Source organism: Azospirillum sp. TSH64 (genome assembly GCF_003116035.1).
Taxonomy (GTDB): Bacteria; Pseudomonadota; Alphaproteobacteria; order Azospirillales; family Azospirillaceae; genus Azospirillum.
Genome location: NZ_LGQW01000002.1, coordinates 33,735 through 47,159, shown reverse-complemented (window position 1 = coordinate 47,159; position 13,425 = coordinate 33,735). Strand labels below are relative to the sequence as shown.

The 13,425-nt window shown below is 70.5% G+C and carries 7 protein-coding genes; 3 read left to right on the top strand and 4 right to left on the bottom strand.

What is annotated here, in order from left to right; translation table 11 throughout:
• Positions 1-71: 71 nt before the first annotated feature.
• On the top strand, positions 72-797 hold the full coding sequence (locus TSH64_RS00535) for a hypothetical protein (RefSeq protein WP_109095211.1): 726 nt from the start codon (positions 72-74) through the stop codon (positions 795-797).
• A gap of 20 nt (positions 798-817) precedes the next feature.
• On the opposite strand, the gene TSH64_RS00530 is transcribed toward TSH64_RS00535, so the two are convergent.
• The gene (locus tag TSH64_RS00530) at positions 818-1,480 is read right to left on the bottom strand and encodes a hypothetical protein (RefSeq protein WP_109095210.1); all 663 of its coding nucleotides are present in this window, start codon (positions 1,478-1,480) and stop codon (positions 818-820) included.
• 571 nt (positions 1,481-2,051) lie between these two features.
• Here TSH64_RS00530 and TSH64_RS35500 point away from each other — a divergent pair.
• A complete protein-coding gene (locus TSH64_RS35500; protein ID WP_158285313.1) occupies positions 2,052-6,731 on the top strand; it encodes a DUF4347 domain-containing protein in 4,680 nt (1,559 codons plus the stop codon).
• 237 nt (positions 6,732-6,968) lie between these two features.
• On the opposite strand, the gene TSH64_RS00520 is transcribed toward TSH64_RS35500, so the two are convergent.
• The 3 genes from TSH64_RS00520 to TSH64_RS00510 all read right to left on the bottom strand — a co-directional run bounded on the left by TSH64_RS00520 (position 6,969) and on the right by TSH64_RS00510 (position 10,844).
• Positions 6,969-8,207 carry a glycosyltransferase gene (locus tag TSH64_RS00520; protein ID WP_109095209.1) on the bottom strand — a complete coding sequence of 413 codons (1,239 nt, stop codon included), beginning with the start codon at positions 8,205-8,207 and terminating at the stop codon, positions 6,969-6,971.
• 179 nt (positions 8,208-8,386) lie between these two features.
• Positions 8,387-9,643 (bottom strand): arabinose transporter, encoded by a 1,257-nt coding sequence (locus TSH64_RS00515; protein ID WP_109095208.1) that lies wholly within the window; start codon positions 9,641-9,643, stop codon positions 8,387-8,389.
• A gap of 223 nt (positions 9,644-9,866) precedes the next feature.
• On the bottom strand, positions 9,867-10,844 hold the full coding sequence (locus TSH64_RS00510; RefSeq protein WP_109095207.1) for a hypothetical protein: 978 nt from the start codon (positions 10,842-10,844) through the stop codon (positions 9,867-9,869).
• Positions 10,845-11,132: 288 nt separating this feature from the next.
• Between TSH64_RS00510 and TSH64_RS00505 the strand changes: the two genes are divergently transcribed.
• Positions 11,133-13,424: a type I secretion system permease/ATPase gene (locus tag TSH64_RS00505; protein WP_247872681.1), complete on the top strand. Its 2,292-nt coding sequence runs from the start codon at positions 11,133-11,135 to the stop codon at positions 13,422-13,424.
• Position 13,425 lies beyond the last annotated feature (1 nt).

Genomic DNA, 13,425 nt, shown 5'->3' with positions numbered 1-13,425 from the left:
GTGGCGGGGCGGGTGCGTTGCCCGCCCAAGCATGGGTTGCTATTGTTTCCCCGGTAGTATCCGGAGGATGAATGACCGCCGCTGCATTGCACGCTCTGAACCGCTTGTCCGATACGGCGATCAGCACCGATCCTTTCCCCCATCTGGTCGTGCCGGATTTCCTGCCCGCCGACCTCTATGCCCGGGCCTGCGCCCAATGGCCGGATGCCGCTGCCTTCGGCGTCCTTCAACCCGATGAGCTGCCGTCGCGCCATCAGGTGCCGCTGACCGAAGGTTGGCTGGCCCGGTGCGGCGTGGAGCGGGCGGCGGTCTGGCGCGACGTGCGCGACTGCCTGTTCAATCCCGACATCGTCGCAGCGATGGCCGAGCGCTTTCCCCAGGTCCGCGACAAGCTGGGCTGGGTCGACGCGCCGCCGGTGTTGAACATGCGCATCATCGAGGACCATACCGGCCACGCCATGCTGCCGCACACGGACATCGAGGCGACGATGTTCTCGATGCTGCTCTACATGCCGGCGGACGGCGGCCCGTCCAACCCGCAGGCATCGTCCCTGGGTACGGCGCTGTACCGGCCCCGCGATCCCGATTTCCGCGGACGGGGGGTGGAGCGCTACCGGCGCGCGGATTTCGAGCTGGTGGCCCAGGCTCCCTACCGCCCCAACCATCTGCTGGCCTATGCGCCGTCCGACCGCTCGTTCCATGGGGTGGAGCCGGTTGCGGCTCCCTGTGAGCGGCGGTTGCTGATCGCCTTCGCGGTGGTGGAGACCCGCCGGCCGTCACGGCGCGGCGCGGTCTGAGAATCGTCCGCCATGTCCGTTCACCGGGCCTCCAGGCCGTTGATCGCCTCGGCCCAGGCATAGGCGCCCTGGATCGGATGCAGATGGTGGTCGCGTGGGTTGGGGCTGCGGTAGGCGTCGGCGATCAGCCCGGTTCCGGCATCGAGGACATGCGCTGAAATGTCGGTATAGGGAAGCCGCCGCCGGGCCGCTTCCGCCGCAAGCAGCCGGTTGTAGCGCATCGTCAGCTCGGTGCGGTCGCGCAGGCTTGCGGTCACCATGTGGCGGGCGCGCGCCACGGCACCTTGGCGATGACCGTCGGGAATGGTGGGGGGGACGGCTCCGGTCACCACGACCCGGCTGTAGCCGGCATCGATCAGCGTGTCGATGAAACGGGCGTAAGCCTCTATGGACGCCGCCAATTGTGTTTCCACCGACTCGCCCAGCGTTTGCGCCCGCCACCAGATGACGAAGCCGCAATCGACCTCGCCGAGCTGGATGACCGGCACGACGTCCGGCAGGGCGGGCAGCAGCGCCTCCCGGAAATGGGCGATAGCCTGGGTGTGGCTTTCAGGATTGCGCAGGCCGACGGCCGTGGCGCCGGGGACGATCAGGAACCGGGACGGGCGGCGGAGCAGACCGAGCGTGGCGGCAATTTCGAAGGCCTGAACATGACTGTCACCGACGAAATACCAGCTGTGCATCGCCCGCCTCTGCCCGCCTCGCCGCCCACCATACCGGTATCCCGGCGGAAGCCAACGATCCGGGTTGCGGATCGGAGGCCAGGGCCGGCGATGTGATGTGGGGGAGAGTCGCCTGCGCAACCCCCGATGGGGTTGGGGCCGGACATTGCGCCGCTGAACTTTGGAGCCTTGTCGCGGCCCTCTCTTTGTTTCGGTTCCTCTTGTCGCGGTCCGCCTTGTGACGGTTCCGGGCCAGGCCTCCGGCCGGAGCCGCCCTACCACTTTTTCGTGTGGGAAAAAAGGTTCCCTATCAGAAGGCGGATTTTTTGGAATATCTCTGGGTGGTATGGAGAAAAGACGAAATACCCGCCTGCGTATGAGGCAGCCTTCTTTTTATTTAACTGCAAGTCTCCCCCATTCTTGCCGGAGATACTCCGCTTTATTGAGTTGTTAGTGGCGTCTTCCTCCTCACATTTGGGTGAATACGGCCGATTGGCCTCAATAATCATCACCGGAGTGCGGTGTGGACCGACGGCCGATGGACTGCCCTGTCCCAGCTCCTCTGCCCTGCCGCCATCAAGGAGGATCATCCGTGCGCGACGTACTGATTGCGGACGCCAGCCTCGACGATCTCGATCTGCTGCTCGACCGTTGCCGGCCCGATGTCCGGATCGTCCGGGTCGCGGCCGATGAGGATGGCGGGGCGGCTCTCGCCGCCGCACTCGCCGACCGTCCCGCCGCCATCCATCTGCTGGCCCATGGCGAGCCGGGCGCGGTCCGGCTGGGTGCAGGCCGGCTCGACATCGCGGCGCTGTCCGGCCGTGAGGCGGATGGACGGTCCTGGCCGCAGGCCCCGGACACCGAGATCCTGATCCATGCCTGCGACACCGGCGCCGACGGCGGCCGGTTCGCCCAGGCGCTCGCCCAGGCGACCGGCGCCCGCGTCGCCGCCGCCAGCCATCCGGTCGGCCATCCGTCGCTCGGCGCCTCCTGGGACCTCGACGTGACCACCGGGCCCATCGCCGCGGCCCTGCCCGTCTCCGACACCGGCGCCTGGGTCCAGCGGCTGGCCTACACCGGCACGCCGAGCGACGGCGACGACACGCTGATCGGCGACGACACCGGCAACACCATCAATGGCGGGGCCGGCAACGACAGCATCGTCGGCGGCACCGGCAACGACAGCCTGATCGGCGGGGCGGGCGACGACACGCTGGTCGGCGGCGGCAACAGCGGCCAGTCGGCCGGCGACACGCTGAACGGCGGGCTGGGCGCCGACCATTATGTCGGCGGCAACGGCTTCACCATCGTCACCTACGAGAACGCCACCACCGGCATCACGCTGGACCTGACCAACGGTGCCAACAACACCGGCGAGGCCGCCGGCGACACCTTCGTCGACATCCAGCGCTGGGTCGGGTCGGAGCATGACGACAGCCTGACCGCCGGCGACACCGCCGTGTGGTTCTGGGGCCATGGCGGCAACGACCTGGAGCATGGCGGGGCCGGCAACGACACGCTGGAGGCCGGCGACGGCAACGACACCGTGTTCGGCGGCGGCGGCAACGACCTGATCTATGGCCGCGCCGACAATGACGAGCTGCACGGCGACGCCGGCGACGACACGGTGGCCGGCGGCGGCGGTGCCGACCTGATCTATGGCGGGGCCGGCAACGACCTGCTGAAGGGCGACTGGGAACGCGACACCATCCATGGCGGCGACGGCGACGACACCATCCTCGCCGGCATCGTCAGCGCCGGCAGCTATGGCCAACTCCAGGCCGATCAGATCTTCGGCGAGGCCGGCAACGACCGCTACATCGTGGTCAGCCAGTACGATGCCGGCACCGTCAGCTTCGACGGCGGCGAAGGCACCGACACGCTGGAGATCCACTCCGACGACCTGAGCAGCTACAACGGCTACGACCTGGAATATTACACCGCCGTCGCCTCCCCCGCGATCGACCTGACGGGGATGACGCTGACCGGGGTGGAGCGGCTGGAGCTGACCGGCAGCAAGGCGCATGACGTCACCCTGACCGGCGCGCAGGCGGCCGGCTTCGAGGTCATCGCCGGCAGTGCCGCGTCCGACACCCTGCGCATCGCCGGCAGCGCCGACCTGTCCGGGGTGGCGATGTCGGGCATCGAGGCCATCGAGGTGACCGGCAGCAACGCCACCCTGACGCTCGCCGCTTCGCAGCTGGCCGGGCTGGCCCTGACCAGCACGGGCACCGGCACCGGCAACGCGCTCGCCGTGACGGCGTCCGGGACCGGGGCCTCGGTGGATCTGTCCGGCGCCACCGGCTTCGACCGGGTCGCCCTGACCGGTACCGCCGGGGCCGACGACCTGACCGTCGGGGCCGGGGCGACCGTCACCGGCAATGGCGGCAACGACGTCATCCGCATCGCCGCCGGGACCACCGGTTCCGTCACCATCGCCGATGCCGCCGTCGGCGACCGGCTGGTGATGACGGGCGCCGATCTGACCGCCATGCAGGTCGAGACGGGCGCCACCTCCACCACTCTGCGGGTCGGCACCGATCTGGCGGTGACGCTGACCGGCAGCTTCGCCGCCAGCCAGTTCCAGGTCGGCACTGGCGGCAGCGTCACCATCGTCCAGGCCAACAACGCGCCGGTGGCGGAAGCCGGCAAGACGGTGATGGCCCAGGCCGGCGCCCCGGTCGCTCTCGGCATCGCCGCGCCGACCGACGCCGACGGCGACGCCCTGACCGTGACGGTCACCGGCCTGCCGTCCGGCGGCGCCATCCAGCTGGCCGACGGCACGGCCGTCACCGCCAACCAGAGCCTGACGCTCGCCCAGCTGTCGGCCCTGACCTTCACCGCCGCCGCCGGCACGGCCGGCGACGCCGGCTCCTTCGCCTACACCGTCACCGACGGCCATGGCGGCACCGCCGGCCAGACCGTCGCGTTGACGGTGAACGCCGCTCCGGTGGCGGAGGCCGACAAGACGGTGACGGCGCAGGCCGGCTCCCCGGTCGCTCTGGGCATCGCCGCCCCGACCGACGCCAACAACGACACGCTGACCGTGACGGTCACCGGCCTGCCGACCGGCGGCACGCTGGCGCTCGCCGACGGCACGGCGGTGACGGCGAACCAGAGCCTGACCGCAGCCCAGCTCGCAGGATTGACCTTCACCGCGGCGGCCGGCACGGTCGGCGACGCCGGCTCCTTCGCCTACAGCGTCGCCGACGGCCATGGCGGCACGGCGGCCCAGACCGTGGCGTTGACGGTGAACGCCGCCCCGGTGGCGGAGGCCGACAAGACGGTGACGGCGCAGGCCGGCTTCCCGGTCGGGCTCGGCATCGCCGCTCCGACCGACGCCAACAACGACACGCTGACCGTCACGGTGACCGGCCTGCCGACCGGCGGCACGCTGGCGCTCGCCGACGGCACGGCGGTGACGGCGAACCAGAGCCTGACCACCGCCCAGCTCGCCACTTTGACCTTCACCGCGGCGGCCGGCACGGTCGGTGACGCCGGCTCCTTCGCCTACAGCGTCGCCGACGGCCATGGCGGCACGGCGGCCCAGAGCGTGGCGCTGACGGTGAACGCCGCCCCGGTGGCGGAGGCCGACAAGACGATGACGGCCCAGGCCGGCGGCACGGTCGGGCTTGGCATCGCCGCTCCGACCGACGACAACAACGACGCCCTGACCGTGACGGTGACCGGCCTGCCGGCCGGCGGCACCGTCCGGCTGGCCGACGGCACGGCGGTGACGGCGAACCAGAGCCTGACCATCGCCCAGCTCGCGGCCCTGACCTTCACCGCGGCGGCCGGGACGGTCGGCGACGCCGGCTCCTTCGCCTACAGCGTCGCCGACGGCCATGGCGGCACGGCGGCCCAGAGCGTCGCCCTGACGGTGGAGGCCGCGCCGGTCGTCTCGCCGCCCCCGCCTCCTCCTCCTCCCCCGCCGCCGCCCGTCACCTCCTCGCCGGATCCCGTCGTGGATCCCGTTGTGGAGCCGGCCGTCAACCATGCTCCGACGGTGCAGGCCGACAAGACGGTGAGTGCCCAGGACCGGACGGCGGTGTCGCTCGGCATCGCGGCCCCCGCCGACATCGACGGCGACGCGCTGACGGTGACGGTGGCCGGCCTGCCCGGTGGCGGCATCGTGCGGATGGCCGACGGCAGCACCGTGACGGCGAACCAGACCCTGACGGCGGCCGACCTGCCGGGGCTGACCTTCCTGGCCGCCGCCGGTGCTGCCGGCGATGCCGGGTCCTTCTCCTACATCGTCGCCGACGGCCATGGCGGCGTCGCGGCGCAGAGCATCGCCCTGCAGGTGGTGCCGGCGGCCGATCCCGCCTCCACCACCCCGCCGGCCGCCGGCGGGCTGCCGGCCGGCTTCAACGCCCTCGCCTACATCGCCTCCTATCCGGATCTGATCGCCGCCTTCGGCACCAACACCGCCGCCGCGACCCAGCATTACCTCCAGGCCGGGCAGGCGGAGGGGCGGACGGTGAGCTTCAACCCGCTGGCCTACACCGCCTCCTATCCCGAGTTGATCTCGGCCTTCGGCACCAACACGGACGCCGCCGCCCGCCATTACATCGAGCACGGCTATGCCGAGGGCCGGCACCCCAACTTCAGCGGGCTCGCCTACATCGCCTCCTACCCGGACCTGTCGGCGGCCTTCGGCGCCAACGCCGATGCCGGCACCCGGCATTACATCGAGAGCGGCTATGCCGAGGGTCGGAGCACGACCTTCGACGGCTACAATTACCTCGCGGCCAACCGCGACCTGGCGGTCGCCTTCGGCACCAACGCGGATGCCGCCGCCCGCCACTACATCGAGCATGGCCAGGCCGAGGGCCGGCCGGCCCAGGGCTTCGACGCGCTGCGCTACATCGCCAGCAACCCGGACCTGATCCAGGCCTTCGGTCCCGACGTCCAGGCGGCCGAGATCCACTATGTCCAGAGCGGCTATGCCGAGAACCGGTCGCTGACCGCCTTCGACCCGGCGGCCTATCTGGCGAGCAATCCGGAGATCGCCGCGGAGTTCGGCACCAGCGCCGCCGCGGTCGAGCTGGCCTACATCAAGCGCAGCACCTCCACCGCGGCGGAGGCCGTGGCAGCGGCCAACGCAGAGGCGCCCATCGCCGTCACCATGCTGGCGGCCGGGATGACCGGGTCGCAGTCGCTGGGGATAGACGGCGGCTTCCACGATGCCTCGTCGGGCACGGCGTCCGGCCTGCTGGCGGCGGGCGACGGCGGGCTGTCCAACCGGCAGCGGACGGAGCTTCCCGCGTAACCTCCCTCCCGCCTGTCCGCCGGCAGCCCATGGTCGCCGGCGGACAAGGGATGGACCCATCGGGGTGGAACCATGGAGGGCGGCGGCAAGCCGCCCTTCTTTTTGGGAGGCTTCCGTCTCAGTCGATGCGGGTGCGCGATTGCTTCAGTGCTTCCCGTCCGGGCGGAAAAGAACCGGCATAACCGGGACTTACAATCATTATTTTATATCATGATTTAATGAATTAATAATGGCCGCCTAGCCCCGCCCGTCCGCCAGCTCATCGATCCAGGCGAACTGGCGCGGCAGGCAGACGCTGTGCAGATCGTGGTTGGCGCGGATGGAGGCGCGGGCCTCGGCGCCCAGCCGGTCGCGTGCTGCCCGGTCCGCCAGCAGATCGGCCACGCTGTCGGCCAGTCCGCGATGGTCGAAGAAGTCCACCAGCCGCCCCGTCCGGTCATGCTCGACGATCTCGCGGATCGGAGCGGTATCGCCGGCGACCACGGCGGCGCCCGCGCTCATCGCCTCCATCAGGCTCCAGCTCAGCACGAAGGGGTAGGAGAGATAGACGTGGACGGAGGAAAGCTGGAGCAGAGGAATGAAGTGGTCGTAGGGGAGGTTGCCCAGGAAGAACACCCGTGCCCAGTCGGCGTCCGGAATGGAGCCGCGCACCTCCTCAATGAAGATGTCCCGCCAGCTTCCCGACGGCGGCGGCACCCCATAGGAGGTGCCGGCCCCGCCGACGATCAGCACATGGGCCCGGGGGCGCTGGGCCAGCAGCCGCGGCAGGGCACGCATGAAGCTGTGATAGCCGCGATAGGGCTCCAGGCTCCGGTTGACGAAGGTCACCACCTCGTCCGCCCGCGTCAGCGTGAGGGTGCCGTTCAGGATGGCCTGGGCATCGGGGTTCGGGGCCACCGTCCCGGTGTCGATGCCGTCATGCACCACGGTGATGCGGTCGCGGAAAATACGGGGAAAGCTGTCCGCCTGCCAGCGGGTGGGAGACAGGCCGGCGTCGGCGGTCTCGAACTGGAGCAGGTTTATGGCGTTTCTCAGGCGCAGGCGGCACGGCTCGCCGACATCCTGCGACGGGAATTCGGGATCGAAGCCGACATCCGCGCCCTCCATCCGGTAATAGAATTCGCAATAGATGCCGAGCCGGGCCTGCGGCCAGACGTCCTTCACGAACAGGCTGTCGCCCCAGCCGGGATGGGCGACGATCACGTCGGGACCATAGCCCTCCGCCTTCATCGTCAGCGCCCGTTGGAACAGGGCCTCGCCATGGATCGTGTTGATTTCGAATTCGGTGGCCCAGGGATGGACGCCAAAGGCCGGCGCCCGTGACGGTGCGTAAGCGGCCACGGTGATCCCGCCCCAGCCGGACGGCACCTCCATCGTCCGGCTCAGGGCATGCACCGTGTGTCCGCGCCGCACCAGGCTCGGGGCCAGAGCCTTGAATTGGCCGGGAAAGCTGGGATGGATGAACAGGATCTTCATGGAGGGCGTCACGGTCCTGCGGAAAAGGCTGCGAAGGGGGCGATCATGCCACGGCGCAACGGCAAGTCCCCGCCGGAATTTCCCGCATTCGATGTGAAGTGCTGGAAAATTCCGCCTCCCACGCTTCTGGATGGATCCGGTTTCGCGCGACCAGACACGGCCTTTTCAAGCCGGCGTTTTCAGGCCGGCGGGGGGCCGGCGGCGACCAGGGTCCGGCGCATATGGAGCGCGGTCAGGAAGCCGACCGCCGCCGCGGCCCCGCCCAGCAGGAAGACGCTGCCGTAGCCGGCCCGGTCGGCGAGCAGCCCGGCCACCGGGCCGGTCAGGCCATAGGCCACGTCCTGGAAGGCGGCGAAGGCGCCGAGCGCCGTCGCCCGCAGATGCGGCTGCACCAGATGCACCACCTCCCGGCCCATGGCGGGAAAGACCAGGGAGCAGCCGAGCCCGGTCAGGAAGGCGCCGACCAGGGCCAGCGTGGGGTCGCCGGCGCTCCAGACCAGCAGCTGGCCGAACGCCTCGACCGCCAGCGATCCCATCGCCACCGGCAGGCCGCCGATGCGGTCCGGCAGATGGCCGAAGGCGAAGCGGACAAGGACGAAGCCGACCCCGAAGGCGGTCAGGCCGAGCCCGGCGAACGGCCAGGATTCATGGACGAAGTGCAGCGAGAAGAAGGCGCCGATGGCGGCGAAGCCGATGCCTTGCAGGCTGACGACGGCGCCGTGCAGCCAGATCCGGCCGAGCACGCTGCGGAAGGGCGGGCGCTTCGCGCCGGGATGCGCCGCGACCCCCGTCATCGGGCGGAGCGCCAGCAGCCCCAGCGCCGGCAGCAGGGCGCCGATCGCCATGGTGCCGGCGAAGCCGATGCCGTCCAGCAGCAGGAGACCCAGCGGCCCGCCCGCTGCGAAGGCGCCATAGAGCGCCGCCCCGACCAGGGCCAGCACCTTGCCCGAGCGCTGCGGCCCGACGATGCCGATCCCCCAGGCGATCACGCCGACGCCGACGAGGCTCTCGCCCAGCCCGATCAGCAGGCGCCCGGCCACCAGCACGGCGAACGCCGTCCAGGGGCCGGCCCAAGGCAGGTGCGGCAGCATGCCGGCGCCGAGCGAGACCAGCCCGCCGGCGATGTAGAGCGCCAGTCCGCGGGCGACCGCCGGCTTGGCGCCGCCGCCGTCCACGAGATTGCCGGCGAAGCTGCGGGTGAGGATGGTGGCGAGGAAGGCGCTGCCGACGCCCAGCCCGGCCCAGAAATTGCCCAGTCCCAGGGTCTGGGTCACGAACAGCGGCGTCACCGGAAGGGAAATGGCGACGCAGAGATAGGAGACGAACAGGATGGCGGCCAGGACGAACAGGCGGGCCTGGGACCGGTCCGGCGATGTGTTGTGCGAGGGATTTTGCGGCTGGCCGCGTGCCGGATCGTATGTCGGCTGGGGACGCATGGTGTGCTCCACACTGGTCCGCGGTCGACGCGCGTTCCGGACAAGCGAACGCACTCCGACCGCTGGGGATCGTTGAGTGCGTTGGTTGACGTTGAACGCTTACGGCCAGTGTGACTGACGACTGACAGACAGCTAACCGATCCGGTCAAGCAGCACAACCCCGAAGGCAATGGGGGTATGGCCGCGGCCAAGCGCCATCGGCACAGCCCGCCCAGCGGGTGTTTCAGCGGCTCTTGCTGTCGGCCTTCGCCGTGGAGGGCAGCATCAGATCGATCACCAGACGGTGGCCTCGGTCCTTGTCGGGGGCCAGGGTGGAGACGGCGAGAAGCCGGACCGCTTCGCCCTTGCCATCCCCCCTGCCATCTCCCCTGCCGTCGCTTCCGCCATCCTCGTCGCTGAACAGCAGGCGGGTGCCGCTGCCGGTGCGCTCCGCCCGGTAGCCCAGCGCCGTCGCCGGCAGGCGGCCCGCCGCCGGGGCCTGCCACTGGGTGCCGGGAAGCGTCAGCTCCAGCCGGCCGTCGGGGCGGCGCACCGGCGTTTCGAAGCGCGGTTCCTGGTCGAAATCCATCACGACGCGCAGCCCGTCGCCGCCGTTGGCGGTGCGGATGCGCTCCACGGTGCGGGGGGCCGCGGTGCTTGCCACGGTCTGGATGCCGGCTGGCCGGGCCGGCGCGTCGGGGACCGGCTTGACGCCGGGACGCAGAAACTCTACCGCCGGTTCCGTCCGTGGGGCGGGGTCCTGCGGTCCGGGCTTCGCCGCCGGCAGCGGGGCAGCCGGGACGGAGGCGGGGGACGGAGCCGTCTGGACCGGAGTTTCCGGGCCGGGAGGAGCCTGGACGGGAGCAGGTTGTACCGGAGCCGGCTGGCTTGCGGCGGGCTGCGCCTCCGCCGGCTTCCTGACCTGCTCCACGAAGCCGCCGCGGCGGCCTTCCGCGCGGCCCTGCTGGACATAGTGGGCGTAGCCGCTGGAGAGCTGCCCGCTGCGGACGGCGGCGGCGACGTCGGGATTGGCGGCCAGATAGGCGCGTTCCCGCCAGCCGGTCGGCTGCGCCGTGGCGGTGTCCACGTCCGCGGGGCGGCGCCAGCTGGACAGCAGCGACGGCATCGACCCGTACAGGCCCAGCCCCTCCACCGCCAGCGACAGCCAGAAGGGCGTCAGCAGCAGGATCAGAAGGCGCAGGAGCTGGGGAATCGGCGACAAGGCGGCTTTTGTCCGGTGTAGGGAAAACGGCGCCGGTCCCGCTGGCCCGGCTGTCCTGCATGCCTACTCCCAAGCACCGCACCGGGTCTAGAAAAAGCAGCCTGTCGAGGCGGACCATCGGGGAAACCCCGGAAGAGCGCCCGGCCGCCCTTCGGCTCCCTCCCTTCGGACACCGACGATGCGGGGTACCCCATCGTTCGGGTGGCCGCGCGGGGACGCGATCCTCACCTTCGGTTGGCCGCAGCCGTCCGGCGGCACCCCTTAGAGTTTCGGAACCGGGAAGCCTTCATGGAACAGATGCGAGACGGGTCGCCGGCCGATCCGGCGCGGGACCCCTCCTCCCCTCCTCCCCCTGGAGCCCAGGCAGGTCCAAGCCCCGGTCTCAATACCGGCCCCAACCCCGGCTCCAACCCTGGGCCCCGTCTCGATCCCGGCATTGCCGGGCTGGTGTCGGCGCTGCGCATCCTGGGCATTCCGGCCGATTACGACGGCGTGCGCCATGCCTGCGGCGGCGAATCCCCCGACCTGACCGGGCTGGTCCGCCAGGCCCACCGGCTGGGCGCCAAGGCCCGGGTGGTGAAGACCAAATGGGAACGGCTGGAGCGCACGCCGCTGCCGGCGCTGGTCCCCGGCCCGGACGGCGGCTTCCTGGTGCTGGCCAAGGCCGGCGGCGACCGCGTGCTGGTGCATGACGCGGCGACCAACCAGACCCGCATCCTCGACCGCGAGGGGTTCGAGCCGCTGTGGACCGGCCGGCTGATCTGCCTGGGCCGCAAGGGCACGATGGGCATGGGCCAGCCGCGTTTCGACGCCCGCTGGTTCGGCGCGGTCGCCTGGAAATACCGCGGCATCCTGGGCGAGGTTCTGCTCGCCTCCTTCTTCATCCAGCTGTTCGCGCTGGTGACGCCGCTGTTCTTCCAGGTGGTGGTCGACAAGGTGGTGGTGCACCGCAGCCTGGGCACGCTCGACGTGCTGATGGCCGGCATGCTGGCCGTCATCCTGTTCGAGGCGGTGCTGGGCGGCCTGCGCACCTACACCTTCGCCCACACCGCCAACCGGCTGGACGTGGAGCTGGGGGCCAAGCTGTACCAGCGGCTGCTGTCGCTCCCCATGGGCTATTTCGCCTCGCGCCGGGTCGGCGACAGCGTCGCCCGGGTGCGCGAGCTGGAGACGATCCGCAACTTCATGACCAGCTCCACCATCACGCTGGTGCTGGACCTGCTGTTCACCGTGGTCTTCCTGGGCGTCATGCTGGTCTACAGCCCGATGCTGACGGCGATCGTCGCGGCCTCCTTCCCCGTCTATGTCGCCATCAGCCTGGTGGCGACGCCGATCCTGCGCCGCCGGCTGGACGAGAAGTTCGCCCGCGGCGCCGAGAACCATAGCTTCCTGGTCGAGACGGTGTCGAGCATCGAAACGGTCAAGGCCATGGCGGTCGAGCCGCGCATGCAGCGCCGCTGGGAGGACCAGCTCTCGGGCTATGTCCGCGCCGGTTTCCGCGCCGGCAACCTGAACAACGTCGCCAGCCAGTCGGTGCAGTTCGTCTCCAAGATCTCGACCATGCTGGTGCTGTGGCTGGGGGCGAAGCTGGTGATCGAGGGCAGCCTGACGGTGGGCGAGCTGGTGGCCTTCAACATGTTCGCCGGCCGCGTCGTCCAACCGGTGCTGCGCATCGCCCAGCTCTGGCAGGACTTCCAGCAGGTGCGGCTGTCGATGCACCGCATCGGCGACATCCTGAACACCGCACCCGAACCGCTGCAGAGCGCCGGCCGCGCCGCCATGCCGGCGATCAAGGGCGACCTCAGCTTCGACCACGTCACCTTCCGCTACCGCCATGACGGGCCGGAGACGCTGAGCGACGTGTCGCTGCATGTCCCGGCGGGGCAGGTGGTCGGCATCGTCGGTACGTCCGGCTCGGGCAAGAGCACGCTGGCCAAGCTGCTCCAGCGCTTCCATGTGCCGGAGCGCGGGCGGGTGATGGTCGACGGCACGGATCTGTCCACCGCCGACGCGGTGTGGCTGCGCCGGCAGATCGGCGTCGTCCTCCAGGACAATGTCCTGTTCTCGGGCACCATCCGCGAGAACATCGCGCTGACCGATCCGACCATGGACATGGCCCGCGTCGTCGCCGCGGCCAAGCTGGCCGGCGCCCACGACTTCGTCGTCGAGCTGCCCGACGGCTATGACACGGTGGTGGGGGAGCGCGGTGCCAGCCTGTCCGGCGGGCAGCGGCAGCGCATCGCCATCGCCCGCGCGCTCGTCACCAACCCGCGCATCCTGATCTTCGACGAGGCGACCTCGGCGCTCGACCATGAATCCGAACGCATCATCCAGGCCAACATGCGCCGCATCTGCGCCGGCCGCACCGTGCTGATCATCGCCCACCGCCTGTCCACCGTCGCCATCGCCGACCGCATCGTCACGGTAGAGCGCGGCCGCATCGTCGAGGACGGCGCGCCCGACGAGCTTCTGCGCCGCGGCGGGCGTTACGCCACGCTGTTCCGCGGCCAGATGGGGCAGCTGTCGGGTGCGAACCCGCCGCCCGCCGACGGGCTGATCGAACAGCGTGCCGCGGGCTAAC